Origin of the sequence: Streptomyces sp. NPDC006463, assembly GCF_042870715.1 — a bacterium.
Classification (GTDB): Bacteria; Actinomycetota; Actinomycetes; order Streptomycetales; family Streptomycetaceae; genus Streptomyces.
This window is the reverse complement of the sequence record NZ_JBIAHP010000015.1, coordinates 69,603-88,520: the sequence shown is the minus strand read 5'-3', so window position 1 is coordinate 88,520 and position 18,918 is coordinate 69,603. Positions and strand designations below refer to the sequence as shown.

The 18,918-nt window shown below is 70.9% G+C and carries 18 protein-coding genes and 1 pseudogene; 4 read left to right on the top strand and 15 right to left on the bottom strand.

Annotated elements, in window-relative coordinates:
• Positions 1 to 3: 3 nt before the first annotated feature.
• The 10 genes and pseudogenes from ACFYOB_RS26210 to ACFYOB_RS26165 all read right to left on the bottom strand — a co-directional run bounded on the left by ACFYOB_RS26210 (position 4) and on the right by ACFYOB_RS26165 (position 9,747).
• Positions 4 to 1,254 carry a cytochrome P450 gene (locus tag ACFYOB_RS26210; RefSeq protein WP_388563387.1) on the bottom strand — a complete coding sequence of 417 codons (1,251 nt, stop codon included), beginning with the start codon at positions 1,252 to 1,254 and terminating at the stop codon, positions 4 to 6.
• 39 nt (positions 1,255 to 1,293) lie between these two features.
• Entirely contained in the window at positions 1,294 to 2,688 is a 1,395-nt protein-coding gene (locus ACFYOB_RS26205) for an NAD(P)/FAD-dependent oxidoreductase (RefSeq protein ID WP_388563385.1), read from the bottom strand.
• Positions 2,678 to 2,914, bottom strand: coding sequence for a ferredoxin (locus tag ACFYOB_RS26200; RefSeq protein ID WP_388563383.1), 237 nt, complete (start codon positions 2,912 to 2,914; stop codon positions 2,678 to 2,680). Before ACFYOB_RS26200 ends, ACFYOB_RS26205 begins: the two co-directional genes overlap by 11 nt.
• A 133-nt stretch (positions 2,915 to 3,047) precedes the next feature.
• Entirely contained in the window at positions 3,048 to 3,647 is a 600-nt protein-coding gene (locus ACFYOB_RS26195; RefSeq protein ID WP_388563381.1) for a hypothetical protein, read from the bottom strand.
• 103 nt (positions 3,648 to 3,750) lie between these two features.
• Positions 3,751 to 4,656, bottom strand: coding sequence for a hypothetical protein (locus ACFYOB_RS26190; protein ID WP_388563379.1), 906 nt, complete (start codon positions 4,654 to 4,656; stop codon positions 3,751 to 3,753).
• Between the two features lie 80 nt (positions 4,657 to 4,736).
• Positions 4,737 to 5,828 carry an LOG family protein gene (locus ACFYOB_RS26185; protein ID WP_388563377.1) on the bottom strand — a complete coding sequence of 364 codons (1,092 nt, stop codon included), beginning with the start codon at positions 5,826 to 5,828 and terminating at the stop codon, positions 4,737 to 4,739.
• Positions 5,829 to 5,854: 26 nt separating this feature from the next.
• The gene (locus ACFYOB_RS26180) at positions 5,855 to 6,931 is read right to left on the bottom strand and encodes a hypothetical protein (protein ID WP_388563375.1); all 1,077 of its coding nucleotides are present in this window, start codon (positions 6,929 to 6,931) and stop codon (positions 5,855 to 5,857) included.
• Positions 6,913 to 7,557 (bottom strand): annotated as a pseudogene (locus ACFYOB_RS26175) (ABC transporter ATP-binding protein); the annotation flags it as partial. The gene ACFYOB_RS26180 and the pseudogene ACFYOB_RS26175, both read right to left, overlap by 19 nt.
• A 321-nt stretch (positions 7,558 to 7,878) precedes the next feature.
• Entirely contained in the window at positions 7,879 to 9,240 is a 1,362-nt protein-coding gene (locus tag ACFYOB_RS26170) for an aspartate aminotransferase family protein (RefSeq protein WP_388563373.1), read from the bottom strand.
• Between the two features lie 3 nt (positions 9,241 to 9,243).
• Positions 9,244 to 9,747, bottom strand: a complete 504-nt coding sequence (locus ACFYOB_RS26165; protein ID WP_007266859.1) for an Lrp/AsnC family transcriptional regulator — start codon at positions 9,745 to 9,747, stop codon at positions 9,244 to 9,246.
• A 169-nt stretch (positions 9,748 to 9,916) separates the two neighbouring features.
• Here ACFYOB_RS26165 and ACFYOB_RS26160 point away from each other — a divergent pair, with 169 nt between their 5' ends.
• The 3 genes from ACFYOB_RS26160 to ACFYOB_RS26150 all read left to right on the top strand — a co-directional run bounded on the left by ACFYOB_RS26160 (position 9,917) and on the right by ACFYOB_RS26150 (position 13,170).
• Positions 9,917 to 11,356: a gamma-aminobutyraldehyde dehydrogenase gene (locus ACFYOB_RS26160; RefSeq protein ID WP_388563370.1), complete on the top strand. Its 1,440-nt coding sequence runs from the start codon at positions 9,917 to 9,919 to the stop codon at positions 11,354 to 11,356.
• Positions 11,357 to 11,448: 92 nt separating this feature from the next.
• Positions 11,449 to 12,627, top strand: coding sequence for a PotD/PotF family extracellular solute-binding protein (locus tag ACFYOB_RS26155; RefSeq protein ID WP_388563368.1), 1,179 nt, complete (start codon positions 11,449 to 11,451; stop codon positions 12,625 to 12,627).
• 78 nt (positions 12,628 to 12,705) lie between these two features.
• Positions 12,706 to 13,170: a hypothetical protein gene (locus ACFYOB_RS26150; RefSeq protein WP_388563366.1), complete on the top strand. Its 465-nt coding sequence runs from the start codon at positions 12,706 to 12,708 to the stop codon at positions 13,168 to 13,170.
• Positions 13,171 to 13,193: 23 nt separating this feature from the next.
• On the opposite strand, the gene ACFYOB_RS26145 is transcribed toward ACFYOB_RS26150, so the two are convergent.
• The 5 genes from ACFYOB_RS26145 to ACFYOB_RS26125 all read right to left on the bottom strand — a co-directional run bounded on the left by ACFYOB_RS26145 (position 13,194) and on the right by ACFYOB_RS26125 (position 18,117).
• Positions 13,194 to 14,381, bottom strand: a complete 1,188-nt coding sequence (locus ACFYOB_RS26145) for a serine hydrolase domain-containing protein (RefSeq protein WP_388563364.1) — start codon at positions 14,379 to 14,381, stop codon at positions 13,194 to 13,196.
• A 147-nt stretch (positions 14,382 to 14,528) separates the two neighbouring features.
• Positions 14,529 to 15,206, bottom strand: a complete 678-nt coding sequence (locus tag ACFYOB_RS26140; RefSeq protein WP_388563362.1) for a response regulator — start codon at positions 15,204 to 15,206, stop codon at positions 14,529 to 14,531.
• The gene (locus ACFYOB_RS26135) at positions 15,203 to 16,306 is read right to left on the bottom strand and encodes a sensor histidine kinase (protein ID WP_388563531.1); all 1,104 of its coding nucleotides are present in this window, start codon (positions 16,304 to 16,306) and stop codon (positions 15,203 to 15,205) included. The genes ACFYOB_RS26140 and ACFYOB_RS26135 overlap by 4 nt, the downstream gene beginning before the upstream one ends.
• Before the next feature lie 59 nt (positions 16,307 to 16,365).
• Positions 16,366 to 17,055, bottom strand: coding sequence for a glycerophosphodiester phosphodiesterase (locus ACFYOB_RS26130; RefSeq protein ID WP_388563360.1), 690 nt, complete (start codon positions 17,053 to 17,055; stop codon positions 16,366 to 16,368).
• A 36-nt stretch (positions 17,056 to 17,091) separates the two neighbouring features.
• Positions 17,092 to 18,117 carry an adenosine deaminase gene (locus tag ACFYOB_RS26125; RefSeq protein WP_388563358.1) on the bottom strand — a complete coding sequence of 342 codons (1,026 nt, stop codon included), beginning with the start codon at positions 18,115 to 18,117 and terminating at the stop codon, positions 17,092 to 17,094.
• A gap of 111 nt (positions 18,118 to 18,228) precedes the next feature.
• Between ACFYOB_RS26125 and ACFYOB_RS26120 the strand changes: the two genes are divergently transcribed.
• The gene (locus ACFYOB_RS26120; protein WP_388563356.1) at positions 18,229 to 18,915 is read left to right on the top strand and encodes a DUF4190 domain-containing protein; all 687 of its coding nucleotides are present in this window, start codon (positions 18,229 to 18,231) and stop codon (positions 18,913 to 18,915) included.
• Positions 18,916 to 18,918 lie beyond the last annotated feature (3 nt).

Genomic DNA, 18,918 nt, shown 5'->3' with positions numbered 1-18,918 from the left:
GGCCTAGGCGCGGATGCCGTCGCAGGAGATGGGCAGGTGACGCGGGCCGCGCAGGACCGCGTTCTGACGGTAGGGGGGCGGGTCCTCCAGCAGTTGCGGGTTCTCCAGCCTGCGGGCCAGCTCGCTCAGCGCCAGCTGGGCCTCCAGCCGGGCCAGCGGAGCCCCGAAGCAACTGTGGATCCCGCTGCCGAGGCCGAGGTGCTGGATGTCCCCGCGGTCCGGGTCGAAGCGGTCCGGGTGGTCGAACCGCTTGGGGTCGCGGTTCCCGGACGCCAGGATCAGCCAGAGCGACGCGCCCTTGGGGATGGTGACGCCGCCGATCTCGATCTCGGCGAGCGGGCTGCGCTGGGGCAGCAGCTGCACCGGCGGCTCGTAGCGGAGCAGTTCCTCGACGATGGGGACGGCCAGGCCCGGGTCCTCGCGCAGTCGCTGGAGGACCTCCGGGTGGCGCAGCAGGGTCAGCATCCCGTTGGTGATGAGGTTGACGGTGGTCTCGTGGCCCGCGATCAGCAGGAGGGCCGAGGTGCTGAGTATCTCCATCGTCGTCATCGTGCCGTCCGGCGTGTCCGCGGTCGCCAGATGGGACAGCATGTCGTCGCCGGGGTTCTTGCGGCGCTCCTCGATCAGCCCGGCCAGGTACATGCCGAGCTCCATCCTGGTGTCCTGCGAACCCTTGTGGCGCTGGGAGGGGTCTGCGTCCGGGTCGGGGTCCAGGCTGGCGGCGAGGGTGTCGGCCCAGACGTGGAACCGCGGTTCGTCCTCGGGCGGCACACCGAGCAGCCGGCAGATCACCGAGACCGGGAAGGGGTAGGAGAACTGGTCGACGAGGTCGATCCGGTCCAGCCCGTCGGCCGCGACGAGGCCGTCGACGAGCCCGGAGACGATGCCCTTGAGCTCGCCGCGCATGTCGTGGACCCGGTGCGGGGAGTGCGGCGGCCCGAACGGCCGGTTCGTCATCCGGCGCAGCCGGTCGTGCTCCGGCGGGTCGAGGCCCAGGAAGGACGGCGGCAGGGCCGTCTCCCCCTCCTCCTCGGCGGTCTGGGCCAGCGGATCACCCGTCGTCGGCGTGAGGTTGCGGCGGTCGGAGCTGATCCGGGGGTCGTGGAGGAGGCTCTGGATCTCGTAGTACGTGCTGATGACGTACGGCCCGTCGCCGTCCTGGCACACCGGCGTCTTGCGGAGCTCCTCGTACAGCGGATACGGATCGGCGCGATTCGCGTAGTCGATGATCTCCCGCAGGATGGCTTGTGTCATGACAGGTCCTCGTGGTCCTCGGGGGAGGGCGCGGTGGGGTCAGTGGCGCGCGGGGGTGAAGGTCATCTTCCGGTCGGCGGGCGAGTAGCCGCTGAGGGTGATGGTCGGGCCGTGCGTGGGCACCGACGGGTCCGGGAAGTCCGCGGGCAGCGGCTTGTGGCCCTCCGGCCTGCGGTCCACGGTGGTGAACGACGGCGGGAACGGCGCGGTCGTCTCGATCAGGTGCTGGTAGAACGGCAGCCAGCGGCACTGGTCGAAGGTGACGGCCGCGATGACGCGCCCCTGGTAGCCGTACACGGCCGCGAACCTGCGCTCGTCGCGCGAGCCCTGCGTGATGAGGATCTCCGTTCCCATCGGAGGGACGCCGACGGACTTGATGTTCACGCCGAACTGGGAGGACCAGAAGGCAGGGACCCACACGTGGGGGCGGCGGTCCATGCCCTCGCTCAGCATGTTGTGCGCCGCCGTCTCGGCCTGGGCGACGGCGTTGCCCCAGTGCTCCAGGGACAGGAACTGGTACCCGAACAGGGCGTGCGGGGAGCGTGCCACGTCACCTGCCACATAGATGTCGTCGGTGACGATGCCCCAGATGTTGAAGGCCCGGCAGCCCGCGTCACACGCGATGCCGCGGGGTCCCGCACCCAGTCCGGATCCGGCGAGCCATTCGGTGTTGCGCTGCGCGCCGAGCGAGACGACCACCACGTCGGCCTCGACGGTGGCGCCGTCGGAGAGGTGGGCGGCGCGGACCCGCCCGGAGGGGTCGCCCTCCAGCCCGGTCACCATCACACCGGTACGCAGGTCCACTTCGTGCGTGCGGTGCATCTCGGCCGCGACCTCGCCGATGACTCCGCCGAGCGCGCCGACCAGCGGGGCGTCGCCCCGCTCGGCGACGGTGACGGGCAGGCCGCGCTCGCGGCAGGCGGACGCGATCTCCGACCCGGTGAAGCCGGCTCCGATGACGAGCACCCGGCGGGGACCGGCCGCGAGGCTGCGTTCCAGTGCGGCGCCGTCGTCGCGGGTGCGCAGGACGAAGACGCCGTCCAGCGCACCCTCCTCCTCGTTCGGCCACGGCCGGGCCCGTACGCCGGTGGCGATGAGCAGGCGGTCGTACTCCACCTCGTCACCGTCGGCGAGCCGGACGCGTCGGCCCGCCATGTCCAGGCCGGTGGCGGGGACTCCGAGACGCCACTTCGCGTCGATGTCCCGGCGGCGGGGGAGCGCGGTGCGGTCCGCGGTCGCCTTGCCCAGCAGGACCTGCTTGGACAGCGGGGGCCGGTCGTACGGCTCGTACGGTTCGTCACCGATCATCGTGAGCGAGCCGGTGAAGCCCTTCTCGCGCATGGTCTCGGCCGCCCGCAAGCCGGCCAGGGAGGCGCCGACGACGACGATCCGGCCGTCGCGCTTGAAGCGCTCCAGACTTCCGTCACCGTTCACCGGGCACCTCCGCGGTGAGTGCGGGCTCGTCCGACGCGTCGTATTCGACGAGGATCGCCTGGACCGGACAGGCCGCGACGGCGCGCGCGACGTGCTCGCGCTGCTCCTCGTCCGCCTCCGGGTTGTACAGCAACGACTCGTCTCCGTGCATCGCGAACACGTCGGGGGCGAGGAACGCGCACTGCGCGTATCCCTGGCAGCGATTGAGGTCGACGACAAGCCTCATGAAAGACCCGTCCTTCCGTGGCCCGATCATCCGCGTGATCCCCGTCGTCCCCGAGCCCCCGTCCCCGATCCGTCCCCTCATCCAGCATGCACGCGGGAGTCAGGGACGGCCTGCCGGGCGGCAGATGTACAGGTCAGGACCGCGCTCGCAGGATGTGGACGCTGATGACGAGAGCCCAGGCCGGGAACACCAGCTCGGACCAGGGCACACCGGACCCGATGACGATCAGGACCAGCCCGACGACGGTGCCCAGGACGGCCAGCGGCCTGGGGAAGGCCCCGAGCCGCCACCCGATCGCCGTGGTCGAGAAGACGAAGACGGCCGCCATCCGCATGGAGTAGGTCGCGAGGATCGTGTAGGCGTAGTGGCGGCCGAAGTCGGACGGCGTGTTCTCCGCCAGCACGGTGCCCGCCGCCCCGGCGGCGACGAACAGGGTGGCGACGAAGACGAATCCGCTGCCGAGGAACACGGTGGCGATGAATCTGTCCTCGGCCTCGCCGGTGTGGGAGCGCAGGGCGCCCATGAACCACAGGAAGAAGATCCCGGCGAAGGGCACGACCTCCAGGGCCGCCCGTACCGCCCAGCGCCGGTCCGGATCGATGGCCGTGTCGGCGTTCCCCGACGGGACGGCGATCCGTATCAGCACGATCGCCGCCGCGAGCAGCAGCGCGAAGGCGACTCCGGCCATACCCGCGGCGTGCGGAGTCCGCAGCCGCCGACTCGTGGGTTCCATGAACCCTCGCTTTCTCCCCCGTCCAGCAAGCGGCAGGAGCGGCTCCGCCACCATCGGGGACCGGCCGGCCGGGTGAACCGGCCGGTCGGGTGACCGGGGTCGGCTACGCCACCGGCTCGGGGACCGGGGCGTCCGCCTCCGCGTCGGAGCCCTCGTGCTTGCCGTACCAGGCGACCGCCACCGCCCCGGCAACGGCGAGGACGAAGCCCAGGGCCGCCAGCCAGGCGAGACCCGGGCGCGAGGCGTCGCCGAGCCACAGGACGCCGATCGCGCCCGGGAGGACCGTCTCGCCGACGACCAGGGCCGCCGTCGCACCGTTGACCGAGCCGATCTGGAGGGCGACGGTGTGCAGGTACATGCCGCCGACACCCGCCACCACGATGGCGTAGAGCGCCGGGTCGAAGAGCAGCGTGCCCAGGTCGAAGGGGTCGATGCCGTCGAGGATCCGGACGCCGACGCCGAGCGCGCCGAAGCCCAGGCCGGACAGCAGGCCCGCCAGGATGGCGGCCCCGCCGCCCAGCAGCCGCACGGCCACCGTGCCGCCCGCCATCAGCAGCAGGGTGATCCCCAGCAGCCACCAGTGCGTGGACATCGGCGCGTGGTGGCCGCCCTCGTGGCCCGCCGCCGTCGCCAGCAGCACCAGCGCCGTGCAGACCACTCCGATGGAGGTCCACTCCTTGCGGCTCAGCCGGATGCCCAGCATCTTCACGCTCAGCACGGCCGTGATCACCAGATTGGCGCTGATCACGGTCTGGGAGAGGAAGAGCGGCAGCATCCGGGCCGCCAGCGCGCCGAGCCCGAAGCCCACGAAGTCCAGGATCGTGCCGACGATGAACTCCCAGGTCATCGCCGCTTTGGCGGTGGACGACAGGTTGGGGCCGCCGTGCGCCGTCACCCCGGCGGCGGACGGGGACATCCGGGCGGCGCGGCGCGATCCGACGGCTTGCAGGACGGATCCCGTCCCGTAGCAGATGGACGCCGCGACAGCGGTCAGCAGGCCTATGAGCACCAAGGGCTCCGTTCACGTCTGGCAGGTTTTGCGGTACCTCTGCCAGACGTCGGAACGGGCCGGGAAGTTGCTTCGAGGGCTCAGCTCATCGACGCGAGCGCGTCCGGAACCTCGTCCACCGAGTCCACGAGGGCGATCCGGGACTCCATCGCCCGGCCGCGGGCCAGCGCCCTGAGCAGGGGCCAGGCCGGGAGGTGCTCGGTCCAGTGGGCCCGGTCGACCAGGATCATCGGCGCCGGCTCGCCCCGCGACGCGTAGTAGTTCGGCGTGGCGCTGTCGAAGATCTCCTGGACCGTGCCCGCCGCACCGGGCAGGAACACCACGCCCGCCGTGGACCGCGCCAGCAGCCCGTCCTCGCGGGTGGCGTTCGCGAAGTACTTGCCTATGTGGCCCGCGAAGGCGTTCGGCGGCTCGTGACCGTAGAACCAGGTCGGAATGCCCACCGAATCACCGCCGTCGGGCCACCGGTCGCGTACGGCGAAGGCCGCCTGCGCCCAGTCGGACACCGACGGGGCGAAGGACGGGGCCTTGGCCAGTAGCTCCAGGGCTTCGGCGAGGGCCTCGTCGGGGGCCGGGGCCAGGTAGGCGCCGAGGTTGGCGGCCTCCATCGCGCCGGGCCCGCCGCCGGTGGCCACCGTGAACCCGGACCGGGCCAGCGCCCGGCCCAGCTCGGCCGCGCCCCGGTACTCAGCGCGGCCCCGGGACATGGCGTGGCCGCCCATCACGCCGACCACCCAGGCCCCGGCGAGGTGCTCGTCGAGCGCGTCGGAGACGGCGTCGTCATGGATGGAGCGCAGCATCGAGGAGAAGACGTCGCCGTCCGCCTTGGTCTCCTGGAACCAGGCGTAGGCCTGGGCGTCGGGAGTGGCCTCGTACCCGTCGAGCAGCCCGGCGAACAGTTCCTCGGGCGTGTAGAGGAGGCTCCGGTACGGGTTGAACGGCAGGTCCGGCACGGGCGGGAAGACCAGGGCGCCGTCGGCGCGGACCTTCACCGAGGCGTCGGGCTCCATCGCGCAGCCCAGGAACACGGCCGCCGAGGTGTCGGCGGACAGCAGGGCGAACGTCCGCTCCAGCAGGTTGACCGACTGGATCCGGTAACCGCTGAGCGAGCCGCGGGCCACGACCCGGTCGAATTCGGCGAGCGTCTCGATCTCGATGTCTGCGTTGACCATTCGGCCCACCCTAAGGGCTGCCCGGGTCAGCGGGTCAGTGCCAGGGACGTCAGCTGTGCCACACCCCAGCTGACCGGTACGCAGACGGCGATCAGGGCGGTTGCCCGCAAACCCGCTGCCGTACGCAGGGTCTTGGCGGGCGCGCCGAGGTCGCGCATGGCCTCGCGGGCGGCGGCGCGGCTCTGCCGGGCCTCGACCGCGGATGTGAGAAGGGTCGCGGCGGCGCACAGGGCCACCAGGGCCGCGGCCGGCGCGGTCAGCGGGCCCAGCGGGACGAGCAGCCCGCCCCGGTCGGGCAGGGCCAGAGCGGTGAGGGCGCCCGCCCCGACCGCGCACAGCACCCCCAGGGGCCGGCCGAGCCGGGGCGCTTCCTCCTGCAGGGCCCGCCCGGCCAGCAGCCGGAGCCCGCCCGGGCGCACGGCCTGGACGAGCGTGCCGCACACGTAGGCGAGGCCCGGTCCGGCGAGGGCGAGGCCGATGGCGGTGAGTGACCAGCCGGCCAGCATGCCGGGCCCGCCGCGCCCCGTGTACACCTCGACGGCGAGGCCGCAGGAGGTCAGCGCGATGCCCCAGGGCAGGCCGGTCTGCGGGGCCGACGGGGTGCGCCGTCGGCCCAGGACGCAGGCGGCGGAGGCCGATGCGGTCAGGGGGAGCAGGACCAGGAGGGTGAGGGCGGCCGCCACGGGCAGCGGCTGGCCGGCGTGCAGCAGCCCGGCCCCGGCTCCGTCGAACGGCAGCCCGGACAGGTCGCCGCGCAGGTGGAGGAAGGCGGCCAGTGCCAGTGCGCTGCCCAGGGCGCAGGCCACGGCGGTGGAGAAGGCCGCGACGAGACTGAGCCGTACGGGCCCCAGCCCGGCGGCGTCCAGTCCTTCCCGGGGCCGGGTCGCCGGGTCGGTCCGGGCGACGGCGACGGCGAAGTGGACGGTGGCGGCCAGCGGCACCAGGGCCCACAGCAGGCGCGGGAACGATCCGGCGGGCCGGGCCACCGCCTCGGTGAGCACGTACAGCAGCAGGAACCCGGTACCGGCCGAGGCGGCGGCGACGAGGAGCCGGCGCAGCTGGACGAGCGGGCGGGCGCCGCGGGCTAGGCGGAGAGCGAGCACGCGGCCTGGTCCTCCGTGGTCTCGGAGGCGGGGGGCCCGGCGGCTGCGGCGTCGCGGCCGTCGAGCAGGGCCAGGCTGCGGTCGGCGACGGCCGCCGCCTCCTCGTCGTTGGTGGCCAGCAGCACGGTGATTTCGTGGGAGCGGGCCGCGGTGGTCAGCGCACGGAGCAGCAGGGCGCGCTCGGCCCGGTGCAGCGGAGCCGTGGGGTCGTCGGCGAAGATCACCGCGGGCAGGTTGACCAGGGCCCGGGCCAGCGCCACCCGCTGGGATTCGGCCCGGGTGAGGGCACGGGGGCGCTTGCGGGCGAGGCCGCCGATGTCGAGGCGGTCCAGCCATTCGCAGGCGGCGTGCTTGGCACCGCGGTGGGAGGTGCCGGCGATCAGCAGCGGCAGGGCCGCGTTCTCCCACACCTTCAGCTCGGGCAGCAGCTGCGGCTCGGGGCCGATCCAGCCGAACCGGTCGCGGCGCAGCCGCTCGCGGGCCAGCGCGCCCATGGTGTGCACGGGGACGCTGTTGAACCAGACCTCGCCCTGCTCGGGCCGCAGCTGCCCGGACAGGCAGCGCAGCAGGGTGGTCTTCCCGCTGCCGCGCGGGCCGGTGAGGGCCAGGACCTCGCCCTGGCGGACTCCGACGCAGACCCCGGTGATGCCGGGGGAACCGCTGTGGGAGTAGTGAAGGGACCGCGCCCAGAGCAGATCATCTTGAGGCAGGGCATTGTCGGGTGGGGCAGTGTCCCGTGGAACCACCATGGCGTACACCTCCGTCCGGGGGAACGAAGCGGAGCCCGCTGAAGTCACTGACGCCGCACTGAGATGTAAAGAGATGAACGTCTTGGATGGTGACAGCACACGGCCCGGACCCCCGCGTTCTCACTCGAACGGGGGATCCGGGCCGTGTGGTTGGACCATCGCGGCGCCGGACGGTTCGACGTCCGGTCCGGTAGCTGTTTACAGCTTGGTCCACGCCTCGGTGAGCACCGAGCGCAGGATGCCTTCGATCTCGTCGAAGGTGCCCTGGTCGGCGATCAGCGGCGGGGCCAGCTGGATGACCGGGTCGCCGCGGTCGTCGGCCCGGCAGTACAGGCCGTTCTCGAAGAGGGCCTTGGAGAGGAAGCCGTAGAGCACGCGCTCCGTCTCCTCGTCCGTGAAGGACTCCTTGGTGACCTTGTCCTTGACGAGCTCGATGCCGTAGAAGAATCCGTTGCCGCGGACGTCGCCGACGATCGGCAGGTCGTGCAGCTTCTTCAGCGTCGAGAAGAAGGCGTCCTCGTTGTCCAGCACGTGCTGGTTGAGGCCTTCCTTGTCGAAGATGTCGAGGTTGGCCAGCGCGACCGCCGAGGAGACCGGGTGGCCGCCGAAGGTGTAGCCGTGCAGGAAGGTGTTGTCGCCCTTGTAGAACGGCTCCGCGAGGCGGTCCGAGACGATGCAGGCGCCGATCGGGGAGTAGCCCGAGGTCATGCCCTTGGCGCAGGTGATCATGTCCGGGACGTAGCCGAACTTGTCACAGGCGAACATCGTGCCGAGGCGGCCGAAGGCGCAGATCGTCTCGTCGGAGACGAGCAGCACGTCGTACTCGTCGCAGATCTCGCGGACCCGCTGGAAGTACCCGGGCGGCGGCGGGAAGCAGCCGCCGGCGTTCTGCACCGGCTCCAGGAAGACCGCGGCGACGGTGTCGGCGCCCTCGAAGAGGATCTCCTGCTCGATCTGGTCGGCGCACCAGCGGCCGAAGGCCTCGGGGTCGTCGCCGTAGATCGGGGCGCGGTAGATGTTGGTGTTCGGCACCTTGTGCGCGCCGGGGACCAGCGGCTCGAAGGGGGCCTTGAGGGCCGGCAGGCCCGTGATGGACAGGGCGCCCTGCGGGGTGCCGTGGTAGGCGACCGCACGGGAGATGACCTTGTACTTGGTGTGCTTGCCCTGCAGCTTGTAGTACTGCTTCGCGAGCTTCCAGGCGGTCTCGACGGCCTCGCCGCCGCCGGTGGTGAAGAAGACCTTGTTCAGGTCGCCCGGAGCGTAGTCGGCGAGGCGCTCGGCGAGCTCCACGGCCTTGGGGTGCGCGTACGACCAGATGGGGAAGAACGCGAGTTCCTGGGCCTGCTTGTAGGCGACCTCGGCCAGTTCCTTGCGGCCGTGACCGGCGTTGACCACGAACAGCCCGGCGAGACCGTCGAGGTAGCGCTTGCCCTTGTCGTCGAAGATGTAGGTGCCCTCACCACGCACGATGGTGGGGACGGGCGCGTTCTCGTAGGACGACATGCGGGTGAAGTGCATCCACAGGTGGTCGTACGCGGTTTTGGAGAGGTCCTGGCTCACGGGCTATCGAGTTCCCCACATGTAGGTCTGCTTCTTCAGCTTCAGGTAAACGAAGCTTTCGGTTGAGCGCACGCCGGGGAGCGTGCGGATCTTCTTGTTGATCGTTTCCAGCAGGTGGTCGTCGTCCTCGCAGACGATTTCCACCATCAGGTCGAACGAGCCCGCGGTCATCACCACGTACTCGCATTCGGCCATTGCGGTCAGGGCGTCGGCCACCGGGTCGAGGTCTCCCTCGACGTTGATGCCGACCATGGCCTGACGCCGCAGGCCCACGGTGAGCGGGTCGGTGACGGCGACGATCTGCATGACGCCCTGGTCGAGCAACTTCTGCACGCGCTGGCGCACAGCCGCCTCGGACAGGCCGACGGCCTTGCCGATGGACGCGTAGGGACGGCGACCGTCCTCCTGCAGTTGCTCGATGATCGCCAGCGACACAGCATCGACCGAAGGGGACGGTTGTCTGTTCCTGGAATCTGCGCTTCGACTGACCACGACCTCACTGTGCACGAGGAGTCGTCTGTTCCGCAAGACGGAATCGATGAAATCCGTTGTCTTGCGACTCCGATCTCACTGATTTCGTAGGTCGTGGCGTCTGGGTCTGTCGAAAGCGTCCGCCGAGAGGCTAGGCTTGGGATTCGTCTCAATCGTTGGACATGTGATCAGGAGTGTGGCTGTAGTGACCACCGAACTGCGTCGTCTGCGCAACTACATCGGCGGGGAGTTCAAGGACGCCGCTGACGGGCGGACCACCGAGGTGGTCAACCCGGCCACCGGCGAGGCGTACGCCACCGCCCCGCTCTCGGGCCAGGCCGATGTCGACGCCGCCATGGCCGCCGCCGCGGCGGCCTTCCCGGGCTGGCGTGACACCACGCCCTCGGAGCGCCAGAAGGCGCTGCTGAAGATCGCGGACGCCTTCGAGGCGCGCGCGGACGAGCTCGTCGCCGCCGAGTCGGAGAACACCGGCAAGCCGCTGGGCCTCACGGCCAGCGAGGAGCTGCCGCCGATGGTGGACCAGATCCGCTTCTTCGCGGGTGCCGCCCGGCTGCTGGAGGGCCGTTCGGCCGGCGAGTACATGGAGGGGATGACCTCGATCATCCGCCGTGAGCCGGTCGGCGTCTGTGCCCAGGTCGCGCCGTGGAACTACCCGATGATGATGGCCGTGTGGAAGTTCGCGCCGGCCATCGCCGCGGGCAACACCGTGGTGCTCAAGCCCTCGGACACCACCCCGGCCTCCACCGTCCTGATGGCGGAGATCATCGACTCGGTCCTGCCCAAGGGCGTCTTCAACGTCATCTGCGGTGACCGCGAGACCGGCAAGGCCATGGTCGAGCACTCCACCCCGGCGATGGCCTCCATCACCGGCTCGGTGCGCGCCGGCATGCAGGTCGCCGAGAGCGCCTCCAAGGACGTCAAGCGCGTTCACCTGGAGCTCGGCGGCAAGGCCCCGGTCGTGGTCTTCCCGGACGCCGACATCGCGAAGGCCGTCGAGGACATCGCGGTCGCCGGCTACTTCAACGCCGGCCAGGACTGCACCGCCGCCACCCGCGTGCTCGTGCACGAGTCGATCCACGACGAGTTCGTGTCCGCGCTCGCCAAGGCCGCCTCCGACACGAAGACCGGCCAGCCGGACGACGAGGACGTGCTGTACGGCCCGCTGAACAACCCGAACCAGCTCAAGCAGGTCGCGGGCTTCATCGAGCGCCTCCCCGCCCACGCCAAGGTCGAGGCGGGCGGCCACCAGGTCGGCGACAAGGGCTACTTCTACGCCCCGACCGTGGTCTCCGGCCTCAAGCAGGACGACGAGATCATCCAGCACGAGGTCTTCGGCCCCGTCATCACCGTCCAGTCCTTCGCCGACGAGGCCCAGGCCCTGGAGTACGCGAACGGCGTCGAGTTCGCTCTGGCCTCCTCGGTGTGGACCAAGGACCACGGCCGCGCGATGCGGATGTCCAAGAGCCTCGACTTCGGCTGCGTGTGGATCAACACCCACATCCCGCTCGTCGCCGAGATGCCGCACGGCGGCTTCAAGAAGTCCGGCTACGGCAAGGACCTCTCCGCCTACGGCTTCGAGGACTACACGCGCATCAAGCACGTCATGACCTCGCTCGACGGCTGATCGGCCGCATCGATCACAGCACAGCGTTGATGGGGCGGGCAGTAGACAACATGTCTATTGCCCGCCCCATCGCGTTCACCGAGGCTGAACCCATGCCTGAACTCGCCTTCTCCCGCCGCACCGTGCTGCGCGGCCTCGGTGCCACGGGCCTGCTGGCCGCCCTCACCGGCTGCGGAGTCCCCGCCGCCTACGTCCCCGAGGACCGGCGCGAAGGCCTCGACCGCTCCGGCAGCGACCGGAGCGTCGTCTTCTCCAACTGGCCGCTGTACATCGACACCGACGACGAGGACGAGGAGCGCCGTCCGACCCTGGAGGCCTTCTCGGAGCGGACGGGCATCGAGGTCCGGTACAGCGAGGAGATCAACGACAACGACGAGTTCTTCGGCAAGGTCAGCCCGGCCCTGATGAACCACCAGGAGACGGGCCACGACCTGATCGTGGTCAGTGACTGGATGGCCGCCCGCTTCGTCCACCTGGGCTGGGCACAGAAGATGGACCGCTCGGCGCAGTCCAACGTGGCCGAGCACCTGGACCCGCAGCTGCGGTCCCCCGCCTTCGACAACGGCCGGCTCCACACCGTCCCCTGGCAGTCGGGGATCACCGGCATCGCCTACAACCGCAAAGCCCTGGGCCGGGAGGTCAAGTCGGTCAAGGACCTCTGGCAGCCTGACCTCGCGGGCAAGGTCACCCTCTTCTCCGGCCTCGACGAGTCCTTCGCGCTGCTGATGCAGGGCGAAGGCGTGGACGTCACCCGCTGGACGGAGTCCGACTTCCACCGGATGTGCGACCAGGTCGAGAGCATGGTGCGCAAGAAGCACATCCGCCGCTTCACCGGCAACGACTACACCTCCGATCTGAGCAAGGGTGACGTCCTGGCCTGCCAGGCCTACTCCGGCGACGCCATCCAGCTGCAGGCCGACAACCCGGACATCGAGTTCGTGGTGCCGGAGGAGGGGGCCGAACTCTGGGCGGAGAGCCTCCTCGTGCCCAACCTGGCCCGGCACAAGGCCAATGCCGAGGCCCTGATCGACCACTACTACGTCCCGGAGGTGGCGGCCGAGCTCGCCGCCTCCGTCAACTACGTCTGCCCGGTTCCGGCCGCCCGTGAGGTGCTGGCCGGCTCCGGCGACAAGGAGACCGCCGAACTGGCCGAGAATCCGCTGGTCTTCCCCGACGGCGACATGCGCAAGCGGCTCGTCGTGGCCCGGGACATCTCCTCGGCCGAGCGCCGCTCCCTCGCCCAGCGGTGGAACGCGATCGTCGGGCTCTGATCACCGACTTGGCCGAAGAATTGAACACGTTCACCAATCTGCTGAACGTGTTCAGAAAGTTGGCGTAGGCTTCCTTCCATGAGCGAGAGAAGCGCCCTTCAGCGGCGGATCCGTGCCTGGTTGACCCTGTTCCTCGTCTGCCTCGTGCTCAGTGGACTCACAGCCTTCCCACTGGTCAGCGAGCTCCACTGGGCCAACGCCCTGCTGGACAACGAGTGGCTGCGACGGGTGGGCGACGGACTGGAGCGCGCCGATGCCGACTACCCCTTCCTCCTCTACGGCACCGACTGGCTCGCCTTCGCCCATCTCGTCATCGCCGTCTTCTTCTACGGCGTCCACCGGGACCCGGTCCGCAACATCTGGATCGTCGAAGCCGGCATGGTCGCCTGCGCCGGCGTCATCCCGCTGGCCCTGATCTGCGGCCCGATCCGGGGCATACCGATCTGGTGGAGCGTCATCGACATGTCGTTCGGCGTCTTCGGGGTGATCCCCCTGCTGATCCTGCGCCGCATGATCAAGCGCCTTGAGGCGATGCCCACGTAGTTGAGGGCTACCGCGTCGAGGGCTTACCGCGCGAAGGCCGCCATCACGATGTCGAAGGTCACCTTGTTCATGTCCTGGCCCTTGGCGTCGGTGGCGTTGACCGAGTACACCAGCGTGCGCGAGAGATCGCGCGTCCCCCCGATCACGGTGCTGTAGCCGTACCGGGAGCCCGTCTTGCCGTAGGTCACCGTGCCGTCCGGCAGCACCAGCCGCTTCAGCCCCGCCGTCTGCGCGGCGTCCTCGCCGCTCTCGAAGTCCTTCACCTCGGGCACCGTGAACATCTCCTCCAGCTGCGCCTTCGGCACCACCCGGCCGCCGAACAGTGCCACGGTGAACTTCTCCAGGTCCGCGGTGGTCGATATCAGGTCCCCCGCAGCCCAGTTGGAAGACGAGTTCCAGTCCGTCACGTCGACCAGCTCCCGCGTGCCGTCGGCGCGCGCCGCCGCCTGGTAGCCGTGGTGGTGCGGGCCGGGTATCCGGTTCTGCTCACGGGACGGCACCGATGTGTGGTGCAGGCCCAGGGGCTTGAGTATCCGGGTGGTCAGGGCCCGTTCGTACGTCGTGCCCGTCAGCTTCTCGATCAGCACGGCCAGGATCGTGTAGTCGATGTTGAGGTAGTGCTGCTTCTCGCCCGGCCGGAACTCCGGCCCCTTCGCCACGGCGTTCGCGATCAGGGCGCGCGGGTCGACCACGTCGAACCGGTGGGCGAACTGCGCCTCGAAGGAATCCCCCGGACCGTCGGCCGGCCGGATGCCGCTCGTGTAGTTCAGCAGCTGCCGCACGCTGACCGGCTCGAACTCCCCCGACAGCAGCCCCGGCAGGTACTCCTGCACCGGCCGGTCCAGATCCACCCTGCCCTCGGCGGCCAACTGCAGCACCACCGCCGCGGTGAAGGTCTTCGTCACCGACCCGGCCCGGAACCGGGCGCCCTCGATCGGTTCGTGCCCCGTCCGGATGTCGGCCACGCCGGAACTTCCCTTCCAGCTACCGCTCGTACCGCCCACGCGGACCAGCGCGGCCGTCGCGTACGGGTTCTGCGGGCCGAGCCCCGCGATCGCCCTCTCCAGCGCCGCCGCGTTCGGCGGGGTCGAGACGGCCGGCACCGCGGTGGCCGCCGGTACCGGAGCCGGAGCGGCGTGTGCGACCGCCGGGCCGGACGCGATGCCCAGGACCAGAGCGGCGGCGATCAGCGTGCGCGCGGATGCGTTCATGACGTCTTCCCCCTGCGAAACCGTGGGGCCCAGCTGCCCCGACGACCTCAATGTTGCTGGTCGCAGGGGTGGTTGAGGATCACCACTGAGAGGGGTCTTCTCCGGTACGACAACTCAACCGCGCGAGGGAGGCGACACGCCGTTCACTCACTCCCCGGAGGGAGTACCCGCCGCGATCAGACCCGTCTCGTAAGCGCAGATCACCGCCTGGATCCGGTCCCGCAGCCCCAGCTTCGCCAGCACGTTCCCCACATGCGACTTCACCGTGTGCTCACTCACCACCAGCGCCGCCGCGATCTCCGCGTTCGACAGCCCCCGCCCCAGGTGCAGCAGCGTCTCCCGCTCCCGCCCCGTCAGCACCTCCAGCCGGCCCGCCGCGAAAGCCGGCTGGGAAGGACGCGCCGTCGCCGCCGTGTACTCCTCGATCAGCCGCCGCGCCACCGAAGGCGCCAGCAGCGACTCGCCCGCCGCCACCACCCGTACCGCGTGCACCAGATCGTCCCGCCGCACGTCCTTCAGCAGGAACCCGCTCGCCCCAGCGTGCAGCGCCTCGTACACGTACTCGTCCGAGTCGAACGTCGTCAGCATCACCGTCCGGCACGCGCTCCGCGCCGTGATCGCCCGGCACGCCTCGATCCCGTCCAGCACCGGCATCCGGATGTCCAGCAGCGCCACGTCCGGCGAGAACCGGGCCACCGCCTCCACCGCCGCCTCGCCGTCCCCGGCCTCCGCCACGACCTCTATGTCCTCATGGACGTCGAGGATCATCGCGAACCCGCTGCGCACCAGCTCCTGGTCGTCCGCCACCACCACACGGATCGTCAATTCCCCACCTCCAGCTGCGAGGTTACAAGGACCACCCGCACCGAGAAGCCCTGCCCTTCCGGCCCCGGACCGGCCTCTGCCGTCCCGCCGTGTGCCGCCGCCCGCTCGCGGATCCCGATCAGGCCGTGCCCGCCCGAGGACGGGCCCGGCCCCCGGCCGTCGTCCGTGACCCTCACGGTCAGCGCCCGGGCCCCGTACTCCAGCGCGACCTCCACCGCCGAGGCCCCGGCGTGCTTCACCACGTTCGTCAGCGCCTCCTGCACCACGCGGTGCACCGTCGCCTCCAGCGCGGCCGGCAGCTCCCGCACCTCGCCCGTCCGCCCGTACGACACCCGCACCCCGCTGGCCCGCACCCGGTCCAGCAGCGCCGGCAGCGCCCCGATCCCGGGCTGCGGCGCACGCGGAGCCGCCTCCTGCGTACGCAGCACGCCCAGCATCGTGCGCAGCTGCGCCATCGCGTCCCGGCCCGTCTCGGCGATGGCTTCGAAGGCCGCCTCGGCCCGGGCCGGCGCCCGGCGGACCGCCACCGGACCGGCCTCGGCCTGCACGATCATGATGCTGACCGCGTGGGAGAGGATGTCGTGCATCTCCCGTGCGATCCGGGCCCGTTCCCGGGCCGCGGCCTGCTCAGCCTCGATCCGGTTCGCCCGCTCCAGCTGCGCCGCCCGGTCCTCGACGGCCGCCGTGTACGCCTGCCGGGTGGCCTGCAGCCGGCCCAGCGTGGCGGCCGCCCCGAACACGAACAGCGCGAACAGCAGTTCCTTGGCGGTCGTCGTGTTGAGCGCCACGGAGCCCACGATGGCCACCGTCACGACCACCCCCATCACGAGCCGCACCCGCGCCGGACTCAGCAGCGCGATCGTGTAGACGGCGATCAGCGCCGCGTACGGCAGCGGCTGCCCGGGACCGTCCAGCGACAGCCGGTACAGCGAGCCGGCCGCCATCATGCCGAACATCACCCACACCGGTGCCCGTCGGCGCCACACCAGCGGCACATTGACCAGCGTGGTCAGCAGGTACGCCGGCCAGTCGGCCGGCGACTCGTCCGGAGCCCGGGGAACGACGAACGGAATCGTCGTGGCCACCTGCACCAGCAGCATCAGGCCCAGGTCCTGCCAGCGCGGGTCCGCGTGCCGGATCCGCTCGCCGAGGGCCCGTATCACCGGCCGGACTCGGCCCGTACGGACTCCAGCGCGTCCACCCGGTTGGTGGTGATCGAGTCGACCCCGGACCTGACGAGCCGCCGCATCGTCCACTTGGTGTCCGCGGTCCAGGCCGACACCAGCAGGCCGTCCCGGTGGAGCGCGTCCGTCAGCTCCCGGCCGACCAGCCCGAAGCGGTAGTTGAGCCAGCGCGGGGCGACCGCATCGATCAGCACCCGTCGCGGCGGCGACAGCGTGGTCCAGGTCAGCGCGATCTCCGCGCCCGGATCGGCGGCGCGGACCGCCAGCATGGTGTCGGGCCCCGCGCAGTAGTAGGTGCGCTCGCGCGCCCCGCACTCGCGGACCTGGCCCACCACGGTCCGTACCGCCTCGTACGAGGCGCCCGGCAGGTCGATCATCAGCCGGCCCGCCCCGGCCGCCGTCAGCGCGTCGCGCAGCGTCGGGACCCCACCCTGCGTCAGCTCCCCCAGCTGGGGGAGCGTGACGGCGTCAAGGCGCACGTCATGGCCCCACAGCCGCTGGAGCGTCTCGTCGTGGAGCAGGACCGGCACCCCGTCGCGGGTCAGCCGTACGTCGATCTCGACCGCGTCCGCCCCGCGCGCGAAGGCGGAGCGGATCGAGGGCAGGGTGTTCTCACGGACACGGTAGGGATCGCCGCGGTGGCCGACGGCAGTCAGGGTGCGCATGGCCCCATTCTCGCGGGCCGGAGGATCAAGCGGCCGTCAGCGCGCGAGCCATTCGGCCGTGTACGCGTCGATCTCCGCGTTGAGCTTCGCCTTGCCGGCCGCGTCGAGGAAGGAGGCCTCGACGGCGTTCTTGGCGAGCTGGGCGAGACCGCGCTCGTCGAGGTCGAGGAGGCGCGCGGCCACCGCGTACTCGTTGTTCAGGTCGGAGCCGAACATCGGCGGGTCGTCGCTGTTGATGGTCACGAGCACGCCCGCGGCGACCATCTCCTTGACGGGGTGCCGGTCCAGGTCGGTGACGGCGCGGGTGGCGATGTTGGAGGTCGGGCAGACCTCCAGCGCGATGCGGTGCTCGGCGACGTAGGCGAGCAGTTCCGGGTCCTGGGTGGAGCTGGTGCCGTGTCCGATGCGCACGGCGCCCAGCTCGCGGATGGCGTCCCAGATCGTCTCGGGGCCGGTGGTCTCGCCGGCGTGCGGCACGCTGTGCAGGCCGGCGGCGCGGGCCCGGTCGAAGTACGGCTTGAACTGGGGCCGCGGGACGCCGATCTCGGGGCCGCCCAGGCCGAAGGAGACCAGGCCCTCGGGGTGCAGGTCCACGGCGAGGCGGGCGGTCTCGGCGGCGGCCTCCAGGCCGGCCTCGCCGGGGATGTCGAAGCACCAGCGCAGGACGACGCCGAGCTCGGCCTCGGCGGCCTTGCGGGCGTCCTCGATGGCCTCCATGAAGGCCTTCTCGTCGATGCCGCGGCGCGTGGAGGAGTAGGGGGTGATGGTCAGTTCGGCGTAACGGATGTTCTGCCGGGCCATGTCACGCGCGACCTCGAAGGTCAGCAGCCGGACGTCCTCGGGGGTGCGGACCAGGTCCACGACGGAGAGGTAGACCTCGATGAAGTGCGCGAAGTCGGTGAAGGTGAAGTACTCGGCGAGGGCCTCGGGGTCGGTCGGGACCTTCGAGTCGGGGTGGCGGGAGGCGAGCTCGGCCACGATGCGCGGTGACGCCGAGCCGACGTGGTGGACGTGGAGTTCCGCCTTGGGCAGTCCCGCGATGAAGGGATGCAGGTCGGTCATGAGGGTGCCTCCGGAAGGACGCGGGTGCGGGCAGGTCGGCCTTCATCGTAGGCAGGGACCGTGACTGTCGGTGGCAGCACTTAGCATGGCTGTACGAGAGGGGGGCGCCGCATGACCGACCAGAGCCCAGAGGCGAGGGACCCGTGGGCGCCGCCGGAGCGGCCGGTGGTGGACCTCGGCAAGCAGCAGGGCACGCCGCGACCGCCGTCCGTGCACGACCAGCAGACGGTCGCCGGGATGCCGGGGGCGCAGCCGCCGCAGCCCGCTCCGACGCCCACACCCATGCAGCCGCCCGCCTACGGCTATCCGGCCCAGCCGGACGCGAGCGGGTACGGGTATCCGATGCCCACGCCCACCCCCATGGCTACGCCGACCCCGCCCCTGGCGCCGACCGCCGTGCCGGGCTACGGGTACCCCGGCGACGCGGGATACCCCGGCTACCCCGGATACCCGGGCAATGCCGGATACCCGTTGTACGCGGCGCCGAAGAACAACGGTTTCGGCGTCACCGCGCTCGTCCTCGGCATCATCTCGGTCGTCGGCTGCATCACCAGCTTCCTCGCGATCGCGCTCGGGATCGGAGCCGTCGTCTTCGGCGCCCTGGGCAAGGGCAAGGCGACCCGCGGCGAGGCCGACAACGGCGGGATGGCGCTGGCCGGCATCATCCTCGGCGCGATAGGCATCGTGTTGGGCGCCCTGATGCTCCTCGCCATGTTCGCCCCGGTCTTGGGCGACTGGGACGGCGACTCCGACTACGACAGCCCGTACTCCAACTCGCGGGTCCGCGAGAAGATATGAGCC

Coding starts and splice junctions, on each gene's coding strand:
- ACFYOB_RS26125 (WP_388563358.1), bottom strand. CDS start 18,117: ATGACCGACCTGCATCCCTTCATCGCGGGACTGCCCAAGGCGGAACTC.
- ACFYOB_RS26145 (WP_388563364.1), bottom strand. CDS start 14,381: ATGAACGCATCCGCGCGCACGCTGATCGCCGCCGCTCTGGTCCTGGGC.
- ACFYOB_RS26135 (WP_388563531.1), bottom strand. CDS start 16,306: ATGCTGCTGGTGCAGGTGGCCACGACGATTCCGTTCGTCGTTCCCCGG.
- ACFYOB_RS26200 (WP_388563383.1), bottom strand. CDS start 2,914: ATGAGGCTTGTCGTCGACCTCAATCGCTGCCAGGGATACGCGCAGTGC.
- ACFYOB_RS26185 (WP_388563377.1), bottom strand. CDS start 5,828: ATGGTCAACGCAGACATCGAGATCGAGACGCTCGCCGAATTCGACCGG.
- ACFYOB_RS26120 (WP_388563356.1), top strand. CDS start 18,229: ATGACCGACCAGAGCCCAGAGGCGAGGGACCCGTGGGCGCCGCCGGAG.
- ACFYOB_RS26150 (WP_388563366.1), top strand. CDS start 12,706: ATGAGCGAGAGAAGCGCCCTTCAGCGGCGGATCCGTGCCTGGTTGACC.
- ACFYOB_RS26155 (WP_388563368.1), top strand. CDS start 11,449: ATGCCTGAACTCGCCTTCTCCCGCCGCACCGTGCTGCGCGGCCTCGGT.
- ACFYOB_RS26130 (WP_388563360.1), bottom strand. CDS start 17,055: ATGCGCACCCTGACTGCCGTCGGCCACCGCGGCGATCCCTACCGTGTC.
- ACFYOB_RS26210 (WP_388563387.1), bottom strand. CDS start 1,254: ATGACACAAGCCATCCTGCGGGAGATCATCGACTACGCGAATCGCGCC.
- ACFYOB_RS26195 (WP_388563381.1), bottom strand. CDS start 3,647: ATGGAACCCACGAGTCGGCGGCTGCGGACTCCGCACGCCGCGGGTATG.